Genomic DNA, 18647 nt, shown 5'->3' on the forward strand with positions numbered 1-18647 from the left:
TGACGTTTACGTCGCTAACGTTTCAACTCACCAAGTGATACGTTACTATAAGGGGCTAGCAGCCCCTTTTTTATTGCCTATTTAGTGGAAACTTATGTCTATCCATCTTGTTATCATCGATGCCTTAAACCTCATCCGACGCGTGCACTCTGTTCAGCCAGATCCAACCGATATAGCAAGAACCATCACCACGACCACTCGTACGCTCAATAAAATTCTTTCTGAGTCTAAGCCAACTCACATCATCGCGGTTTTTGATCATCACTTACAAGACCGAGGCTGGCGTGCCGAAGTACTGCCTGCTTATAAACAAAACCGTAAACCGATGCCAGAACCACTGATGAAGGGCCTTGATGCGATCCAACAAGCTTGGTGGGAGTTAGGTATTGATTCACTATTGTCGGATGGCGATGAAGCGGATGATCTAGTGGCAACATTGGCAAAGAAAGTGGCTGACCACGGAGAAACCGTCACCATCATTTCGACAGATAAGGGCTACTGCCAACTGCTATCACCTACCCTGCAGATCCGTGATTACTTCCAACATCGCTGGTTGGATAAACCCTTTATCGAAGCGGAGTTTGGGGTAAAGCCTGAGCAGCTTGCTGATTACTGGGGCTTAACCGGTGTCAGCTCTAGCCAAGTACCGGGAATCCCAGGTGTCGGCCCTAAAGCGGCAAAAGAGATATTAACCACCTACCCAGATATTGAAACCGCCTATCAAGCAGAAGACCTGCCGAAGAAATATCGCAAGAAATTCGATGAACACATCGAATCAGCTCGTTTATGTAAGCTGGTTTCGGCTTTGAAAACAGACATCGATTTAGGTTTTAACCTGCAAGATATTCGCTACGAAGCGAACGCTTAGATCTCATATACAAAGCCTCTATTATAACGAACGTCTGTTATACAGAGCTTCAGATACAGAAAAGCCTTAGTCGACACTAAGGCTTTTTGTTATTTACGGCGACCGCCTAAGCGGACTCAATCGGATGATTAGAAGTTATAAGCGATAGAAGCTTTGAAGTTACGACCGGCTTCGTAGCTGGTGTACTTGTCTGAGCCCCAAGAGATACCAAAGCCAGTGTGCTCTGCGTATTTCTTATCAAGTAGGTTATCGATACCGATGTTCATCTCTAGGTCTTTAGCAAACGTAGGCGTGTAAGCCGCCCAAATGTTGTGTGTTGCAAAACCAGCACGCTTCACTTGTTCACCGTCTTCGTCCATGTAGTCATTACCTGGAACGAAGCGAGAATCCCAACCAAACACAAACTCGCTGTTTAGGCTGTAGTTGAAGCCCGCTTTGAAGTTGTGAATGCCTGTTTTGCTCATATGGCTGGTCTTGCCATTTTCTAGATCTTTCTGGTCACCGTCTGAGTATGAGTGGTTCGCGTATACACTTAGAGAATCTAGCTCATAGCTCAATACTGTTTCCACACCCCACACTTCAACATCATACTGGTTTGCCAGTGTTGAGTTGTTCTTGGTTGGGTGCATTTGGTTATCAAGGTTGTAGGTGTAAGCCGTGAAACCTAGGATTGCGTAGTCAGCAGCAAGCAGACGCGTCAGCTCGTAATCAAAACCCGCTTCGTAGTTGTTACCCGTCATCGCCTTAGTATCAGACTGGTTCACATCAGGTGCAGCTTTCATCGTTAATGCTTCTGGTAATGATGCACCTTTAAACAGACGACCATAGCCGACACGAAGTTTTAGGTTATCCGTGGTTTGGTATTCACCTTTGAATTTAGGAGACAACTGGTCGAAGTCGCCATCGTAAACACCACCAAGTTTATGAACGTCGTAACGCAAGCCAGTAGTTAGGCGGAAATCACTGAACTCATACATGTCTTGTAGGTAAAGGCCGTAAGCCGTCACCGTACCACCATCCATGCCGTACTTCTTAGTTTCACCTTGCTTAGAACCGCTTTGGTAAACACCGTCATCCGCATCAATCCACTGCTCTGCCTTATAACCATCAAGACCGTAAGTCAGCTCATGCTCGCCAACCCAAGAGATATTACGGATGTCACCACCAATGGTCGTCACATTGTATTCGCGATCAGGAATAGCAATTGTGCCATCTTTAATCCAGTTACCGTTCGCGTCTTTATCCCAAGCAGTATCAACAAGCGCATCACGCTCCATGTACTGGCGGTTGTAGTAGATATTGGTTTTCAGATGTACCAAGTCACTACCTGCATCGTATTCGTGCTGTAGAGTCACAGTATCGCGGTTGAGCGAGTGGTAGTTGTGTTCATCATCAGCATACAGCGCACCAGCCTTCTCACCAGACAGCTGGCGCTTACCGCCATCGTTGTATCGGTTGAAAGTCAGCTTGAATTCGTTGGCATCATTGGGAATGAAAACAACCTTAGCTAAGCCAGACTTAAGCTCGCCCTGCTTAGACGTTACCGCTTCCTGATCTGGGATATGTAGGTCGCCATCTTCTGAGTAGTTTGCAATACCCATGAACTGCAGCTTGTCGTTCACTTTTGCGTACACAGCAACATTGGTTGCGAAACGCTCGTAAGCCGTTTGGTAGCTAGTTTTAACTCGAGCACCAATGCTTTCACCTGGCTTAAGAAGGTCGCTTGGATCTTTAGTCTCATAGCTAAACGAGCCATTGATCGCACCTGAACCCGATAGCGCAGAGTTACCGCCGAGTTCAATTTCAGCACGCTTAAGCATCGCTGGGTCAATCGCCTGATCACCTGAGTGGTGGAACAGCTGACCTTCTTGACGAGCACCATCAATGGTCACTACGGCAAATTTGTCTTCCATACCACGTACATACACTTTACGAGAGTAACGCGCGTTTCCGTCTACCGTCACACTTGGCATGGTGTTCAGGACATCTTTGATGTCCGATGCTTGTTTCTTTTCAAGCGTGTCAGAGTTGATTTCAGTCTGAACAAGTTGGTCAAGGGCAGAACCGATAACAACAACGGTTTCTTGTTCGTCAGCAGCAAGCGCTGTAAATGAAGTTAAGGCGACCGTAACAGCCACTGATAATGCTTTAAGTTTCATATTCTGTTTTTATATTTTATAGATTCGAGTGAGGAGGCGTGAATATTACACAGTTTGAATGATAATTCTTATCATTTACATTCTTTACTTACGTTCCCTTACTTTTAATAAAACAGAATTCGATTAGGATGTTCTGGCTGTAAAACTTACTTCGTTTTGCTGCTGAATCTTTGAATAAACCCTTCTTCGTATCACCCCTGAATTAGGTAGCCGTATGTCTCGATCACTTACGGCTTTTTTCATATCAAATCACCGCTGATATAGGATATTTAACGATTTTCATGTCAGTTATGTTGATAAGCCATAACACCAATATTTGGCTCATTAATGCGACTTCTCACAACATGTAACGATGGATCTAACTGAGCGATTGCCAAACTGCAGATACAAAAAATGCCCCTTAAAGGAGCATTTTCTTTATCTCGATACTGAGACTGGCACTAATGCAAATATTAATGCGGTGAGATGTTTGAAAGCGACTGGATATGAACCGTGATCTCTTCGCGATCGTGGTAAAGGTGCTTAGCTTGCATCTTGAACTTCACTTTATTCTCAATAAGGAACACTTTTAGGTTCTCGATATCCTGCAGTACTTCATCGTAACGGCCTTTCATCGGTAGTTTCAGGTTGAATAGTGCTTCTTGCGCCCAACCTTTGATGATCCACTCACCCATAAGGTGTGCAACACGAGCTGGCTTCTCAACCATGTCACAGATAATCCAAGTTACGTTCTTACGGTCTGGTTCGAACTTAAAGCCATCCACCATGTGGTGCTTAATCTGACCCGTTTCCATTAGACTCTCTGCCATCATGCCGTTATCAACACAGTGAACAAACATCGAACGCTTAACCAGTTGGTAAGTCCAACCGCCTGGACACGCACCTAAATCAACACCCCACATACCCGGAGCCAAACGCTCATCCCACTCATCACGAGGGATGAATACGTGGAACGCTTCTTCTAGCTTCAACGTAGAACGGCTAGGCGCGTCTGATGGGAATTTCAGACGAGGAATACCCATGAAGAACTGCGAGTTGTTTGATGGGTAAGAGTAACCCACAAAGCAGTGACCCGGAGCGATGAAGCACAGGTGCAATACTGGCTTCTTAGCGTTGTCCTTAGCCGTCATCAAGCCTTTGCCACGCATTGCTTGACGCATTGGCACGGTAAATTTACGGCAGAACTTCAATAGCTCTTTTGCTTCGTTTGTATCTGGCGTTTCGATACGGATATCGCCACAACGTGGGAAGCCTTCTTTTTCAGAAAGCGCCTCAAGAATTGGAGAAATACGGTCATCGGTTGGCAGGTCTTTGATTTCAACCGCTACTGCTAGCATTTGACGAGCAAAGATCAGTGACTGGAAGTCGATCTCTTTGATCAACTTATCTGCTTCACCTGCTTGGTAACATTCAAACAATACAAAGCCTGTATTGTTCTTTAGGCGAGGAAAACCAAACACTTCCAGTTGTGTTGCCTTGTCTTGAATTTCGCCAGCACATTCTTTTTCAAAACCAGAGCGACAATAAAGTAGTACGTGTTTCACTGAGTTACCTCTTTTATATTCAAAGCAGCGAAGGAGAAGACTCCCCAACCAATGATAAATAGTAGACCACCAAACGGTGTTATAGGGCCAAACCATTTTATTCCTGTCAGTGCTAGCCCATAAAGGCTGCCACTAAAACAAAGGATGCCGATGATAAAGCAAATTGCCGCAATGAAAAAATATTTTTGTGATTTAGCGCCAAGTTTCATCTGTAGCAGAGCGCCACACGCCAATATCGCTAGAGTATGGATAAATTGGTACTGAACACCCGTCTCGAACACACCCAAAAGATACTCAGGCAAGATGGCTTTCAAACCGTGTGCAGCAAATGCCCCAAGCATCACTGCTATCGCACCAGAAATGCCTGCGAAAGTGAGTAAATACTTACTTTTCATTCAACACCTCTTTGATAAACGCAGATAGCTTTTCAACGGTTAACGCGATGTTCTGCTGTTCCGTATAGCCAGAGCTCTTGCGCGGCTTGAAGCTGTGGTCGCCATCGGGAATAAATTCAACACGAATTGAATCCGACAGATTGAAGTTAGCAAACTCTTCACGCTTACCAAAGGTATCACGCTCGCCTTGTAAAATAAGACACGGCTTGGTTAACTCAGCGAGATGTTCGCCTTTGTATTTCTCTGGTTTGCCCGGTGGATGGAAAGGAAAACCCAAACACGCCATCGCAGCCACTTTATCCAGTTCGGACAGATGACTCGCCATGCGTCCTCCCATCGACTTACCACCAATCACAAGCTTGTCGGCATCGCATTGCTCGATGATCTCTTGGTAGGCTTCAAGTAGCTTAGGGGCTCTGTCCGGTGGACGACGCTTGCCATCTTCAGCACGCTTGATCATGTAAGGGAAATTGAAACGAATCACTCGTATCCCTTTAAAGGCTAATCCTTTGGCTACCGACTGCATGAACTCGTGGTCCATACCAGCACCCGCGCCGTGTGCGAAGATAAAGGTGATTGGGTTGTCTTCACCATCAATAATGATGTTATTCATCCAGCAAGTCCTCTTGTTCACTTTGCGCTTTCGCTAGCATCCAATCACGGAAGGTCGCGATTCGGCCCATGTCGGCTTGTTTCTCGTGACACACGACATAAAAGGCATTCTTACTCACCAACACCTCATCAAACGGTGCTATCAAGCGACCTGCTTCTATTTCTGGTTGTGCGAGAACGTTGTTACCTAATGCAATGCCTTGGCCGTGAGCTGCCGCTTGAAGCACCATGGTTGAGTGACTGAAGATCGGGCCATGGTTTACGTTAACTCCGTCGATACCATTTTGTTTAGCAAACTGTTTCCAATCTTTTCGAGAGGTATCGTGCAATAGCGTATGGCATGCTAAATCACTTAGAGATTCTAATGGTTTTGTTCCGAGCAGCACTGAAGGAGAACAAAGCGGGATCAGATATTCTTGATACAGCTTGTCGGCTCTCAGACCCGACCAATTGCCTCGGCCATAATAGATAGCAACGTCGACATCATCCGTTAGCGAGCCTTCATCCATATCCACGGCTTTGATTCGCACATCGATATCAGGTTCTTGCTGATTAAAGTCGGCAAGCCTTGGTACTAACCATTGAATGGCAAAACTTGGCGGTAAGCTGATGGTCAATGCACCCTTCTCACTTCGCTCCAGCACTTTGTCAGTGGCTTCTGCGAGTGATGTGAAAATATCTTTGATATCTAAGAAGTAGCTTTGCCCTTCTTCCGTTAGCAACAAAGAACGGTTTCTTCGACGAAAAAGCTTCAAAGATAAGAATTCTTCAAGTGCTTTGATCTGGTGGCTAACCGCAGCTTGAGTAACAAACAACTCTTCTGCAGCACGCGTAAAACTCAAGTGTCGGGCAGCGGCTTCAAACACTCTCAACGAGTTTAATGGGGGTAATCGACGAGACATAGTTACTCTCTAAATAAGCATTAGTTTTTTTTATCTGAAACATTATAATTTGTCCATTGCCTAGCGGCTAGAGAAATTCTATATTTCATTCCGCAGCAGCTAGCCTGAACGGCTTGATTCTCTCTAGAATCAATTGGCTTAGCTCCTGCGATGTTGTGTTTGCAAACTCGTACTTTTCGAGTTGGGTAGAGTTCTACCAAATGTTTTGTTGCAGTTATACCCTGAAACGAGGCATATACTTCCTGTATTTATTTTGACCTGTCTGTCAAATTTGTTTACACCGCCTATACGGCGGTGTTTTTTTATGCCCAGAGAAAAGTAACAACAAGTTTATCAATAGCTGTGCTAATTAATCCTTACTATTTTCTCACTCTAATCACAAAATTTAACGCCTGCTTACGTAAACAATCATACGAATACAAATATAAGCACTTCATTGCGCATTTTGGTAACAACTCTCACCTAAACTCTATTTAATCACGCAGCCATGTTTTTACGACAAAAGACCGTACGAGTGAGGCTATCAAACCACTTTATCGACGACAGAATAACAATCAACCGTGTACCGTCCTGATATGGGTTGACACTTGATTGACTAAAACGCTCGATGTATTTCATCGGGCGTTTTGTATTTTAGAGCAGTGTGAGGCCTATATTCATTATAGATTTTTACTGATTCGGCGACCATTTTCTTTGCTTCATCTAAATCATTCGGTTTATTCAACAGATACTCCATCTTCAATATTCCGTTGATCCTCTCTGCTAACGCATTTTGATAACAGTCATAGCCATCAGTCATTGAGCAAGATACATCATACTGTCGATGCAACTCTTGGTATTCAACAGAGCAGTACTGAACACCTCGATCTGAGTGATGAACAAGCTCACCTGTATTCTTCCGCTCTTTCAACGCGTTTAAAAAGGCCTGCTTGACCGTGCGAGCTTTCATATCATCACCTATGTGATAGCCCACGATTTTTCTTGAATAAGCGTCCGTCACTAAACTGAGATAAGTACTACCACACCGCGTTGCTAGATAAGTAATATCGGCAACCCATAATTGCTCTGGTCTTTCCGGTATTAAGCCTTCTTTGATTCGATTTGGATGGCAGTAAAAGCGATGATTACTGTTTGTGGTTCGATGATAAGCCCTTCGATTCTGCACTAATAATCGATTCATTCTCAGTAGAGAGAATAAGCGGTCTCGCCCGATTTCAATATCGTTCTGAGCAAGTAAATACTTGATCTTACGAGTTCCTATACGAGGGTGCATCATCCTTTGCTCCTTCACAAAACCGAGTACTGATTCATCTTTCTTTGTCTGATGAATTTCCGCAACACAGCGCTTGTAGAAAGCTTGTCGTGTAATACCGATGAAGTGACAAGCTTTAGTGACGGTCAACTTTCTGACCGTTTTTTCCTTAATAACTCGGCCTTGCGCTTCTTTGAGATTCGGACACCGAAATCTCGATCCATGACTTTTACAACCGCTTCAAAGAACTCAGCTTTAAGCTGAGTTTCTTCTAATTGCTGTTCGAGTTCTTTGATTCGTTGCTCTGGGGTTTGAGTTGAGGAAGAGTTTGACATAGTCGCTCCTAACGCTCTCGATTGTTCTATTCCTTTAGACCAATCTAGTTGACCATGTTTGCGAAGCCAAACTAAAACGGTAGAGCGACCTTGGATCCCATAACGCTCTTGAGCCTGCTTATAAGTCATTTCGCCTTTTTCAACTTGGCTTACTACTGCCAATTTAAAGGCAAGAGAATAATCTCGTTGAGTACGTCTACTTGTTGTTTTCATGACACTCTCCAATTTCATGTTGGAAATGTGTCAACCATATTTAGGACGGTACACCGATAAATAAAAAGCCGCTTACTTTTCAGTAGGCGGCTTTTCGTATGTGTTCTCAGACCGAAGTCATACCATCAAAGGTTAACTATGGACGGTAAACCTTAACGTTCTTGAAGCCTTGCTCTTGCAAGTAAAGTGCTTGCAGACGGCTCATGACACCACGGTCACAGTACAGTAGGTACTCTTTACCTTGGTCTAAATCACCAAACTGAGTCGCTAGCTTGTAGAAAGGTAGGTGCTTCACTTCAACACCGTCGATTTCTAGTGGGCTTTCGTCTTCTTCGTCTGGGCTACGGATATCTAGAACGATAGCGTGGTCAGCAACAGCCTGAACTTGTTCAACTTCAGGTGCTTGCTCTTGGCTCTCTTTCTCAATGTCACGAATATCCATAACACGAGCGTTCTCGATCACTTGATCCAGAACTTCAAAGTTAAACTTAGATTCTTCTGCTTCTAGTTTACCTTTCTTCGCTTTCACTGTTGGCTTCTTAGAGATAACACCACAGTACTCTGGCATTACTTTCGCGAAGTCTTCAGTACCGATGATACGAGAAAGATCGATGATGTCTTCTTTGTCCCAGTTGATAAGCGGACGAAGGATCAACGTATCCGTCACGTTATCGATATGACGAAGGTTAGTTAGTGTTTGGCTAGAAACCTGACCAAGAGCTTCACCTGTTACTAGCGCTTCAATACCAAAACGTTCTGCAACCATACCACCAGCACGCATGAACATACGCTTAAGAACAACGCCCATTTGGCCGTCTTCTACGTTCTCAAGGATTTCAGCAACAACCGGTTCGAAGTCTACAGAGATGAACTTCACTTTTGCAGATGAACCGTATTTGTTCCATAGGTAGTGAGCCACTTGCTTAACGCCAATCTCATGCGCAGGGCCACCAAGATTGAAGAAACAGTAGTGAACCTTAGAACCGCGTTTGATGTGCAGGTAGCTTGAAACGCCAGAATCGAAACCGCCAGAGATCAAGCTTAGTAGGTCTTCTTGAGTACCAAGAGGGAAGCCACCAAGACCTTTGTGACGAGCCAGAACTTGGTTAAGTTTGTCGTTAGCCACTTCAACCTTAACCGTTACGTCTGGGTTCTTCAGTCGAACTTTCGCTGACTCAACGGCTTGGTTTAAGCCACCGCCTACGTAGCGCTCTAGCTCGATAGACGTAAAGTCATGCTTACCACGACGCTTAGCACGAACAGAGAAAGTCTTACCTTCAATGTCAGCACGGCTGCGTTCTAGTACTTGCTCGTAAATATCGTGCAAGTCTTTGAATTCAGACTGTTGAACTTCAAGAGAGTGGTGAATACCCGGAGTGTGAGTCAGTGCCTCTAACACTTCTGTGTAGTACTGGTCACTCTCAGATGTCACTTCGATATGGTCACGACGGTTGAATACCGCAACACTTTCACAGCGACGCTGAATAACGTTACGAATGTTGCACTCTAGAATCCTTGTGAAGCGCTTACGCACCGATTCACTTTTTACAAAAATTTCCGGATGGGGCTTAACAATAAATTTCATAGTACTTTCACAACATTAATGTTCAAAATTTTTAAAAGGCTCTTCGCCAAGTAAATTAGAGAATTTACACAGCACTTGAAGCAAGAGTAGATCATATCTAAATCTAAGGGCGCGAATTATACATGAGAAAGTGAAACAAGGAAAAGAGTGCTTGCTTGGGCACCATTAATAAATACGCACCTAATTAAAAATAGCACCTCTGTTCGCTATCGGCAGTTTGATGGATGCACAAAGTAACAATCAGCTAAGAACTAATGAACAAAAGAAAAAGCCCAACCTCATCATAAGGTTGGGCTTTCTGGTTTATTTAATCACTCGATATAACTCAGATCTCGATACTATTGAGAGATAGCTGGGACTTCTTCACTGTATAGCGGTTCGCCCTGCATGATGCTGATCTCTACGCGGCGGTTTAGGCTGCGTTGCCATTCAGTATCATTCGGCTCTACTGGCTCGGTGTCTGCCATACCACGTACTCTCAAGCGTTGATGAGAGAATCCACGAACCTTCTCCATCTCTTGAGCAACAGATACTGCTCGCTGTGATGATAAGTCCCAATTAGAACGATACAGCTCAGAATCAAGACGTTGGTTATCGGTGTGCCCTGAGATTCGAACAATACCCGGAACATCTTTAACCAGTTCAGCCACCTGTCTCACCAAAGGCCGGAACTTGGGCTGTAAGAAAGCAGAACCCGATGGAAATGCACCTTTCTCACGAATTCGAATCACAATCTGTTGGCCAAGGTTTTCCACCTCAATCGCGCCTTGGTCGATTTCTCTTTCCAACGCCTTCTTGATGCTTTCCATCAAGGTTTCCATCTCTTGCGATTGAGCTTCAGCCTGTTGTTGCTGTTGGTCTGACTCAGAGTTTTGATTATCGTGAGTCGAAACCTCTGGCGACTTGCCTCCGGTCATCTTGCCTTGGTCACGCATAGTGCCACCAGCGCGCTCAGATTCACCTTCATGAAATTCCAGCGTCTGCTGAGTAATATCAATGGTCTGCTGCATGATCACATCAATCGGTGTCGGCTCTGGACGACCAGGGCGAAACTCTTGTGCAATGATGCTAGTCCCTTTCGGGATGTCTTTCACTTCTAAGCGGTTTTGTACACCAAACGCAAACTTCATCGAGCCCGCGATCTGTTTAAACTTCAGTACGTCCATCTCAGAGAATGAGAGCAGCAGTACGAAGAAACACATCAGCAGTGACATCAAGTCAGCAAATGTCCCCATCCATTGAGGTAACCCCGGAGGAGGACATTTACATGGATTCTCTTCATCCATCTTAAACTCCTCTTACGCCGGTTCACCATCAATCGTGCGCTTACCTTCGTTCAGGTAGCTCTTGAGGTAACCATCAATAACTCGTGGGTTCTGACCATCTTGAATCGCTAACACGCCATCCATCACCAAGCGACGGTTGAGTGTCTCTTGGTCACGACGTAGCGCAAGTTTGTCGGCAATTGGGAAGAACACCATGTTCGAAAGAATCGCACCATATAGGGTGGTTAAAAGTGCCACCGCCATCGCAGGACCGATCGCTTTAGGATCATCCATGTTCGAAAGCATGGCTACCAGACCAACCAAGGTACCAATCATACCCATCGCTGGGGCAACATCACCAAATGCAGAGAACACTTTCGCGCCCTGCTCGTGACGTTCAGTCGTTAATGCGATGTCTTTTTGCAGTGCAGCACGCACCACATCACCATCATGGCCATCCACCAATAAATCGATGCCCTTTTGCATGAAGCTGTTGCTGATTTCCATCTCTTCAAGTGCTAGGAAGCCACCTTTACGAGCAGCGTCTGCCATCTCAACCACTTTCGCGATCAAATCTTCAGGCTCATCGGCTTTAAACATAAATGCTTTGCCGGCAATTTTGGTCGCGCCAAAGAACTGCCCCATGGTGAACTTCATTAGAACAACAAATGTTGAACCACCAACCACGATCAAAATGGATGTCGTGTCATAGAACATCCCGAGGCTTCCACCTAGGATCATTGCCATGATTACAAAGGCAAATCCACCAATCAAACCTATTAGGGTTGCTAAATCCACTGAGCACTCCTCATGCTTTTTTGTAGCTCTATGTCGACGATAATCTTTTTATCGGCAAGACTATAAGATCTTTTAGTAAATTCTTGGCCTAAGTATCACACTTTTGGTTTTTGAATCACAACTATTACCCGCTTTGCTCTTATCAGCCAGTCATAAACTCGATAAAGGTGGGGTTATTCGATGAAAGTGGCTTGAAGCCTCTTAAAAACGAACTTTCTAGCAAAATTTATTGGTTACATTTGACCATATCAGCGGCCTAGGGTAACGTTCGTTCATCTTTCCAAACGCAGATTTATTATGGCTACTAAGAAACCTGAAAATATGAGCTTTGAAGCAGCAATCGAAGAGCTTGATGGCTTGGTTGATCAACTAGAAAATGGTGATCTAGCTTTAGATGATGCGCTGAAAAAATTCGAACGAGGCATCTCCCTCGCTCGTGCCGGTCAAAGTAAACTAAACGATGCCGAACAACGTGTTAGCATCCTACTGCAAAATGATGAAAATGCAGAGCTGAGTGACTTTAACCCACAACCTGAATAACGAATTGTATGAGATCCCCTATGATCGAGACTTTATTGTCTTATCAAGCACGTAATAACGAGCAATTGAACCTTTGGCTTGATCGCCTACCACACCAAAATCAGAATCTTATCAACGCGATGCGTTATGGATTACTTTTAGGCGGTAAACGCGCACGTCCATTTCTTGTCTACATTACAGGGGACATGCTCGGCTGTACCGCTGAAGAGCTCGACACTCCAGCCTCTGCAGTCGAGTGTATTCATGCCTATTCTCTGATTCACGACGACCTTCCAGCAATGGATGACGACGAACTGCGTCGTGGCCATCAGACTTGTCACATCAAATACGATGAAGCGACAGCGATTTTAACCGGCGATGCACTACAAACTCTCGCGTTTACTATACTTGCGGAAGGCACATTAAGTGCTGACGGGGAAAGCAATCGCGTTCGAATGATTCAACGCCTAGCTGAAGCCTCTGGTGCGCAAGGTATGTGTATTGGTCAGGCGCTTGATATTGAAGCAGAAAACCGCGCTGTCACACTAGAAGAACTGGAAGAAGTTCACCGAAATAAAACGGGCGCTCTGATGAAGAGTGCGATTCGTTTAGGTGCACTGGCTGCTGGTGAGAAAGCGTTTGAAGTGCTGCCTCAATTAGACAAGTACGCCGATGCCATCGGGTTAGCCTTCCAAGTTCAAGACGATATCTTAGATATCACTAGCGATACTGAAACGTTGGGTAAACCACAGGGCTCTGACCAAGGTTTGAACAAAAGCACCTACCCTTCTTTGTTAGGTTTAGAGGGCGCTCAAGAAAAAGCGCAATCTCTGCTACAGGAAGCGCTTCAAGCTTTGGCTGCAATCCCATACAATACCCAGTTACTCGAAGAGTTCGCCCGATACGTCATCGAGCGCAAGAACTAAGACAATAAGCGCGCATTACCTATGACTCTTGATATATCAAAGTACCCAACTCTTGCTTTGGCTGATAAGCCAGAGGATTTGCGTCTTCTTCCGAAAGAGACGCTAACACAGCTTTGTGATGAATTACGCACCTATCTTCTTAACTCAGTGAGCCAGTCAAGTGGTCACTTAGCGTCAGGCTTAGGTACGGTAGAGCTAACAGTAGCTCTGCACTACGTGTACAACACGCCTTTTGACCAGTTGGTTTGGGATGTTGGCCACCAAGCATACCCGCACAAGATTCTTACTGGTCGTCGCGACCGCTTGTCGACTATCCGTCAGAAAGATGGACTGCACCCATTCCCATGGCGTGAAGAAAGCGAATATGACACTCTTTCTGTTGGTCACTCTTCAACATCGATCAGTGCTGCTCTCGGCATGGCAATCAGTGCTAAGAAAGAAGGCAAGAATCGTAAAGTCGTGAGTGTGATTGGTGACGGCGCGATTACCGCAGGTATGGCATTCGAAGCCATGAACCACGCGGGCGATATTCACAATGACATGCTGGTTATCCTTAACGATAACGAGATGTCGATCTCTGAAAACGTAGGTGCTCTGAACAACCACCTAGCTCAAGTTCTTTCTGGCAGTCTTTACACGTCTATTCGTGAGGGCGGCAAGAAAGTGCTATCTGGCGTTCCGCCGATTAAAGAGCTGGTTCGTCGTACAGAAGAACACCTAAAAGGCATGGTTGTCCCTGGCACCATGTTTGAAGAGTTAGGCTTTAACTACATTGGTCCGGTGGACGGTCACGATGTGAATGAGCTGATTAAAACGCTGAAGAACATGAGAGACCTTAAAGGCCCTCAGTTCCTGCATATCATGACTAAGAAAGGTAAAGGCTACGAGCCAGCAGAGAAAGATCCAATTGGCTACCACGGTGTGCCTAGATTCGATCCTGCACACTCAAGTCTGCCTAAGAGCACCAGCTCTAAACCAACTTTCTCTAAGATTTTTGGCGACTTCCTATGTGATATGGCCGCGCAAGATCCTAAGCTAATGGCGATCACACCAGCAATGCGTGAAGGTTCTGGCATGGTGCGTTTCTCGAAAGAATACCCAGAGCAATACTTCGATGTTGCGATTGCTGAGCAGCACGCGGTGACGCTAGCAACCGGTATGGCGATTGCCGGTGATAAGCCGATTGTGGCTATCTACTCGACGTTCTTACAACGTGGCTACGATCAACTGATCCACGATGTGGCTATCATGGATCTACCGGTAATGTTCGCAATTGACCGTGCAGGTCTTGTTGGCGCCGATGGTCAAACACACCAAGGTGCGTTCGATCTAAGCTTCATGCGCTGTATTCCAAACATGGTGATCATGGCACCAAGTGATGAAAACGAATGTCGCCAGATGCTTTACACTGGCCACCAACACACAGGTCCAAGTGCAGTTCGTTACCCTCGTGGTAATGGAATGGGTACTGAGATCCAAAGTGAGTTTACTGCGCTTGAGATTGGTAAAGGTCGTATCGTTCGTGAAAGTGCGAAAGCAAAAGATGGCTCGAAAGTCGCTATCCTAAGCTTTGGTACCTTCCTTGAGAGCGCACTTCACACCGCTGACGCTATTGATGCGACGGTTGCAGATATGCGTTTTGTGAAGCCGCTAGACGAAGCTCTGATCAAACAACTTGCTGCTGACCACGATGTACTGGTGACTATCGAAGAGAACGCTATCGCAGGTGGTGCGGGCGCAGGTGTAATTGAATTCTTGATGCAAGAGAAGCTGCTAATGCCAGTATTGAACCTTGGCCTTCCAGACAAGTTTATTGCTCAAGGTACTCAAGGCGAACTGCATGAAGAGCTTGGCTTAGATGCGAAAGGTATTGAGAAGTCTATCTCAGACTATCTTGCTAAATAGCTTTCACAAGCAAACAGCATAAGCTACGAAACAAAAAAGGTTGGCCCTAGGGTCAACCTTTTTAGTATCTGCTAACTGATAAACTATTCGTTGTTTAGCTGTTTAGCTGTTTAGCTGTTTAGCTGTTTAGCTTAGTAGTTAATAGCTATTAAGCCTACTTAGCAACAAGGCTTAAGCACAGGTGCGTCATAGTTCTCAGGTTCATCAGAATAGATAGCTACATTGAAGTTCTCAACTAAGCCAGTCTCTTCAACACATTGCTCTTGGAAGAACTGTTGAATCTCACGACGTTGGCAATGCGCTTCAAACGCTTCGTTATCCGCCCAGATTTCGTTGAAAGCAATTGGGAAACTCTGGCCTTCAGCAAACGGGCTCTGAATGTGACGAGTCACTGTGTATTGAATACAACCATTTTCACGCAGAGTGTTTGGCTCTAGTGATTTTAAAACCTCGAACAGCTCGTTCAGTTTGCCTTCTTTTGGCTGAAATTGAGCGATGCAGTAAACCTTCTTAGACATTGTAATTCCTTGTTTTTTTTATTTTAGACTTAAGCCGTTATATCTCAATCTTTTATAGCAAATACAGTCCAGCTCTTAAACTAGCCAGCCTGCAAAATGCGCCACAGCATACAGCGAAATCGCCGCCATAATACCCGCTACGATATCATCAATCATGATACCTAAGCCGCCATGAACTCGAGCGTCTAACCAACCAATTGGCCAAGGCTTAACCATGTCGAAGAAACGGAATAACACAAAGCCAGTTAATAGCCATTTCCAATCATCAGCAGGGATGTTCAACATTGGCACTAGGGCCATAGTGATCCAAAAGCCTGCGAACTCGTCCCATACGATAGAACCATGATCGTGTACGCCCATGTCATCAGATGTGACTTGGCAGATCTTGATACCAATAATGCAGCTGACCACAACGATAGCAACATAAGCCGGGAAAGGTAATTGAACCAACAATAAGTACAATGGGATAGACGCAAGCGTGCCCATGGTTCCGGGAATAATAGGCGATAAGCCACTGCCAAAACCCGTTGCTAATAAGTGCCAAGGGTTTTTAAGAGAGATTGCAGATAGTGGGTTTGTCATCAATTAACCTTAAAGTGATCGTAACCAGTTAAGCTCCAACTTAATGGTTCACCATTATTGTGTAATTCAAAATATTCTACAGGTCTTATCTGGCCAATGCAGGTGACTTTTGTTCCAGTGTGTGACAAAGCACTTTCCAGCGAACCTTTATTTTCTTCCGGCACCGTAAAGCAAAGCTCGTACTCTTCGCCACTGGTGAGTGCGTACTGCTGCGCTGCGGTAATATCAGGTGCAAACTGGCATAACTCTTGAGAGATAGGCAACGTGCTCACATCAATGCTTGCGCCGACTTCTGAACGCTTCAGGATATGCTTTAGATCAGCAATCACACCGTCAGAGATATCAATCGCAGACGAAGCAAGGTTCACAAGCGCCTGCCCTGCTAGCACTCGTGGAGAGCTGATGTAGTGCCTCTCTTCAAGCTCAAGAGCATAAGGCTTCGCTTTGTTCTGTTCAGGGTTCAATAACACCTCCAGCCCTGCCTTGCTGTCGCCCAGGTTACCGGTTACGTAAATCCAATCACCAACCTTCGCACCATCTCTGCGTAGCGCTCGGCCCTCTGGAACAAAACCTTGCACAGTAAGCGTCAAGCTCAGCGGCCCTTTGGTTGTGTCACCCCCAATCAGTTGGATACCAAAGTAGTCAGCCAGTTTGAAAAATGAATCACAAAATGGGGCAAGCCACGCTTCATCAACTTCCGGCATGGTTAACGCAAATGAAACCCATGCTGGTGTCGCGCCCATAGCGGCAAGGTCACTGATGTTAGACGCCAAAGCCTTATGCGCAACCCAGGCCGGGTTTGCTTCTGCTAAAAAATGAGTGCCCGCGACTAAGGTGTCCGTGCTAATCGCTATCTCAACATTGCTTGGCGCTTTGACCAAAGCGCAATCATCGCCCGCTGCCAGATGCACGTCTTTACGTTGTGGTTGTCGATTTACAAAATATTTTTCAATCAGATTAAATTCGCCAGACATCACATGTCCTATCTTTAGTCTTCATACAGATCACTGCAATTATTGGTATTACAGAAATTTAGTTACAAAAAAGGCCAGCATGATAGCTGACCTTTAGATTCAATATACGAACGTCTTATTTCTTACGAACGTGCGGTGCAGCTTTATCAAGCACACCGTTAACAAACTTATGGCTGTCTTCTGCTGCGAATACTTTCGCAAGCTCGATAGCTTCGTTGATAACCACTTTGTATGGTACATCTTCGCGACGAGTCATCTCGTACATAGCTAAACGTAGAAGCGCTAGTTCCATCAGATCCAGATCTTGCATAGGGCGAGATACGAATGGACGAAGCTTGCTATCAAGTTCCATGTGGCTAAGAGCAACACCAGTTAGCAGGTCGCGGAAGTATGCAACGTCTGTTTCTGGCATAGCAAGTGCAGGTTCTGCAGCATGATGCTCTTCTTCATCATACTTACCACCAGATAAGAACTGTTCTTCAACGGTAGCAATATTTTCTTTAGTAATTTGCCAAGAATAAATTGCTTGTAGAGCAAATTGACGTGCGTTACGACGTGCGGCTGGTTTCACACTGGCCCCCATTAGGAATCGATTTCAGAAAGAACGTTGATCATCTCAAGTGCGCTAAGTGCAGCTTCTGCACCCTTATTACCAGCCTTGGTTCCTGCGCGTTCAATAGCTTGATCGATCGTATCAACAGTTAGCACACCGAATGCTACTGGAAGAGAGTATTCCAGAGAAACTTGTGCCAAACCTTTATTACATTCACTACAAACATAGTCAAAATGAGGCGTACCGCCACGAATTACTGTACCAAGAGATACAATCGCATCGAACTTACCCGTTTTTGCAACGCGCTGCGCTACAAGTGGAAGTTCAACTGCACCAGGGCAACGAACAACAGTGATGTTGTCTTCGCTTACTTGTCCGTGACGCTTTAAAGTATCGATTGCACCAGAAAGTAAACTTTCGTTAATAAAACTGTTGAAACGAGCAATAACGATAGCAATTTTTGCATTTGGCGCTGGGAAGCCACCCTCGATCACTTTCATAAGCCTTCCTTTAACTATTTTCATCAAGTGAGAATCGCCGGATTCTAGCACAAAACTGTGAGCAATATCTAATGCTAATTTAGCAGAACAGACACCGGAGATGTAAAGATGATAACGCAGCGCTGCTCCCAACCGTATAGGAACAACAAGTCGCCAAGCATCTGCATTTAACGCACGAAAAATTGAGCTTTACGACTGTGCTCTTTTGGTCTAATTCGTCACCAAAAGAGCAATCAGAGTCA

The 18647-nt window shown here is 45.2% G+C and carries 18 protein-coding genes; 4 read left to right on the forward strand and 14 right to left on the reverse strand.

Going from position 1 to position 18647, the window contains the following annotated elements:
* Positions 1–94 precede the first annotated feature (94 nt).
* Complete coding sequence (gene xni, locus OCV12_RS12480; RefSeq protein WP_213865401.1) at positions 95–868, forward strand: flap endonuclease Xni; 774 nt, start codon at positions 95–97, stop codon at positions 866–868.
* 128 nt (positions 869–996) lie between these two features.
* Here xni and OCV12_RS12485 read toward each other — a convergent pair whose 3' ends face one another.
* The 9 genes from OCV12_RS12485 to pomA all read right to left on the reverse strand — a co-directional run bounded on the left by OCV12_RS12485 (position 997) and on the right by pomA (position 11928).
* The gene (locus tag OCV12_RS12485) at positions 997–3027 is read right to left on the reverse strand and encodes a TonB-dependent receptor plug domain-containing protein (RefSeq protein ID WP_261884780.1); all 2031 of its coding nucleotides are present in this window, start codon (positions 3025–3027) and stop codon (positions 997–999) included.
* Between the two features lie 452 nt (positions 3028–3479).
* On the reverse strand, positions 3480–4571 hold the full coding sequence (gene rlmM / locus OCV12_RS12490) for a 23S rRNA (cytidine(2498)-2'-O)-methyltransferase RlmM (RefSeq protein WP_261884781.1): 1092 nt from the start codon (positions 4569–4571) through the stop codon (positions 3480–3482).
* Complete coding sequence (locus OCV12_RS12495) at positions 4568–4966, reverse strand: DUF423 domain-containing protein (protein ID WP_017632369.1); 399 nt, start codon at positions 4964–4966, stop codon at positions 4568–4570. Before OCV12_RS12495 ends, rlmM begins: the two co-directional genes overlap by 4 nt.
* Positions 4956–5579, reverse strand: coding sequence for an alpha/beta fold hydrolase (locus OCV12_RS12500; protein ID WP_261884782.1), 624 nt, complete (start codon positions 5577–5579; stop codon positions 4956–4958). The genes OCV12_RS12495 and OCV12_RS12500 overlap by 11 nt, the downstream gene beginning before the upstream one ends.
* Positions 5572–6480 (reverse strand): transcriptional regulator GcvA, encoded by a 909-nt coding sequence (locus OCV12_RS12505; RefSeq protein WP_017080068.1) that lies wholly within the window; start codon positions 6478–6480, stop codon positions 5572–5574. The genes OCV12_RS12500 and OCV12_RS12505 overlap by 8 nt, the downstream gene beginning before the upstream one ends.
* A gap of 595 nt (positions 6481–7075) precedes the next feature.
* Positions 7076–8280, reverse strand: a protein-coding gene (locus OCV12_RS12510; RefSeq protein WP_261884783.1) for an IS3 family transposase whose coding sequence is annotated in 2 segments (ribosomal slippage) — positions 7076–7893 and positions 7893–8280 — 1206 coding nt in all. Because the reading frame shifts where the segments join, the coding sequence is not laid out codon by codon here.
* Between the two features lie 136 nt (positions 8281–8416).
* Positions 8417–9865: a tRNA uracil 4-sulfurtransferase ThiI gene (gene thiI, locus OCV12_RS12515; protein WP_261884784.1), complete on the reverse strand. Its 1449-nt coding sequence runs from the start codon at positions 9863–9865 to the stop codon at positions 8417–8419.
* A 338-nt stretch (positions 9866–10203) separates the two neighbouring features.
* Positions 10204–11151: a flagellar motor protein MotB gene (locus OCV12_RS12520; RefSeq protein ID WP_017633412.1), complete on the reverse strand. Its 948-nt coding sequence runs from the start codon at positions 11149–11151 to the stop codon at positions 10204–10206.
* A 12-nt stretch (positions 11152–11163) separates the two neighbouring features.
* The gene (gene pomA / locus OCV12_RS12525) at positions 11164–11928 is read right to left on the reverse strand and encodes a flagellar motor protein PomA (RefSeq protein WP_004734406.1); all 765 of its coding nucleotides are present in this window, start codon (positions 11926–11928) and stop codon (positions 11164–11166) included.
* Positions 11929–12225: 297 nt separating this feature from the next.
* Here pomA and xseB point away from each other — a divergent pair, with 297 nt between their 5' ends.
* From xseB to dxs, 3 genes are read left to right on the forward strand one after another with little or no spacing between them, the layout of a single operon-like run.
* Entirely contained in the window at positions 12226–12468 is a 243-nt protein-coding gene (gene xseB, locus OCV12_RS12530; RefSeq protein WP_004734405.1) for an exodeoxyribonuclease VII small subunit, read from the forward strand.
* Positions 12469–12488: 20 nt separating this feature from the next.
* Entirely contained in the window at positions 12489–13373 is an 885-nt protein-coding gene (ispA, locus tag OCV12_RS12535; RefSeq protein ID WP_210441544.1) for a (2E,6E)-farnesyl diphosphate synthase, read from the forward strand.
* A 21-nt stretch (positions 13374–13394) separates the two neighbouring features.
* A complete protein-coding gene (gene dxs, locus OCV12_RS12540) occupies positions 13395–15278 on the forward strand; it encodes a 1-deoxy-D-xylulose-5-phosphate synthase (RefSeq protein WP_261884785.1) in 1884 nt (627 codons plus the stop codon).
* Positions 15279–15436: 158 nt separating this feature from the next.
* Here the strand turns inward: dxs and OCV12_RS12545 are convergent, their stop codons facing one another.
* The 5 genes from OCV12_RS12545 to ribH form a co-directional block, all read right to left on the reverse strand.
* Positions 15437–15796, reverse strand: coding sequence for a putative quinol monooxygenase (locus OCV12_RS12545; protein WP_261884786.1), 360 nt, complete (start codon positions 15794–15796; stop codon positions 15437–15439).
* Between the two features lie 75 nt (positions 15797–15871).
* A complete protein-coding gene (gene pgpA / locus OCV12_RS12550) occupies positions 15872–16378 on the reverse strand; it encodes a phosphatidylglycerophosphatase A (protein WP_239828699.1) in 507 nt (168 codons plus the stop codon).
* Positions 16378–17352, reverse strand: coding sequence for a thiamine-phosphate kinase (gene thiL / locus OCV12_RS12555; protein WP_261884787.1), 975 nt, complete (start codon positions 17350–17352; stop codon positions 16378–16380). Before thiL ends, pgpA begins: the two co-directional genes overlap by 1 nt.
* A gap of 115 nt (positions 17353–17467) precedes the next feature.
* Positions 17468–17935, reverse strand: coding sequence for a transcription antitermination factor NusB (nusB, locus tag OCV12_RS12560; protein ID WP_004734399.1), 468 nt, complete (start codon positions 17933–17935; stop codon positions 17468–17470).
* Positions 17935–18405, reverse strand: a complete 471-nt coding sequence (gene ribH, locus OCV12_RS12565; RefSeq protein WP_004741508.1) for a 6,7-dimethyl-8-ribityllumazine synthase — start codon at positions 18403–18405, stop codon at positions 17935–17937. Before ribH ends, nusB begins: the two co-directional genes overlap by 1 nt.
* Between the last annotated feature and the right edge of the window lie 242 nt (positions 18406–18647).

Source organism: Vibrio pomeroyi (assembly GCF_024347595.1).
Taxonomy (GTDB): domain Bacteria; phylum Pseudomonadota; class Gammaproteobacteria; order Enterobacterales; family Vibrionaceae; genus Vibrio; species Vibrio pomeroyi.

Bases quoted from the DNA above. Each gene is read 5' to 3' on its own strand.
- OCV12_RS12500 (WP_261884782.1), bottom strand. From the start codon at position 5,579: ATGAATAACATCATTATTGATGGTGAAGACAACCCAATCACCTTTATC.
- OCV12_RS12545 (WP_261884786.1), bottom strand. From the start codon at position 15,796: ATGTCTAAGAAGGTTTACTGCATCGCTCAATTTCAGCCAAAAGAAGGC.
- OCV12_RS12495 (WP_017632369.1), bottom strand. From the start codon at position 4,966: ATGAAAAGTAAGTATTTACTCACTTTCGCAGGCATTTCTGGTGCGATA.
- pgpA (WP_239828699.1), bottom strand. From the start codon at position 16,378: ATGACAAACCCACTATCTGCAATCTCTCTTAAAAACCCTTGGCACTTA.
- OCV12_RS12520 (WP_017633412.1), bottom strand. From the start codon at position 11,151: ATGGATGAAGAGAATCCATGTAAATGTCCTCCTCCGGGGTTACCTCAA.
- xseB (WP_004734405.1), top strand. From the start codon at position 12,226: ATGGCTACTAAGAAACCTGAAAATATGAGCTTTGAAGCAGCAATCGAA.
- OCV12_RS12505 (WP_017080068.1), bottom strand. From the start codon at position 6,480: ATGTCTCGTCGATTACCCCCATTAAACTCGTTGAGAGTGTTTGAAGCC.
- nusB (WP_004734399.1), bottom strand. From the start codon at position 17,935: ATGGGGGCCAGTGTGAAACCAGCCGCACGTCGTAACGCACGTCAATTT.
- ispA (WP_210441544.1), top strand. From the start codon at position 12,489: ATGATCGAGACTTTATTGTCTTATCAAGCACGTAATAACGAGCAATTG.
- thiI (WP_261884784.1), bottom strand. From the start codon at position 9,865: ATGAAATTTATTGTTAAGCCCCATCCGGAAATTTTTGTAAAAAGTGAA.
- xni (WP_213865401.1), top strand. From the start codon at position 95: ATGTCTATCCATCTTGTTATCATCGATGCCTTAAACCTCATCCGACGC.
- dxs (WP_261884785.1), top strand. From the start codon at position 13,395: ATGACTCTTGATATATCAAAGTACCCAACTCTTGCTTTGGCTGATAAG.
- OCV12_RS12485 (WP_261884780.1), bottom strand. From the start codon at position 3,027: ATGAAACTTAAAGCATTATCAGTGGCTGTTACGGTCGCCTTAACTTCA.
- thiL (WP_261884787.1), bottom strand. From the start codon at position 17,352: ATGTCTGGCGAATTTAATCTGATTGAAAAATATTTTGTAAATCGACAA.
- ribH (WP_004741508.1), bottom strand. From the start codon at position 18,405: ATGAAAGTGATCGAGGGTGGCTTCCCAGCGCCAAATGCAAAAATTGCT.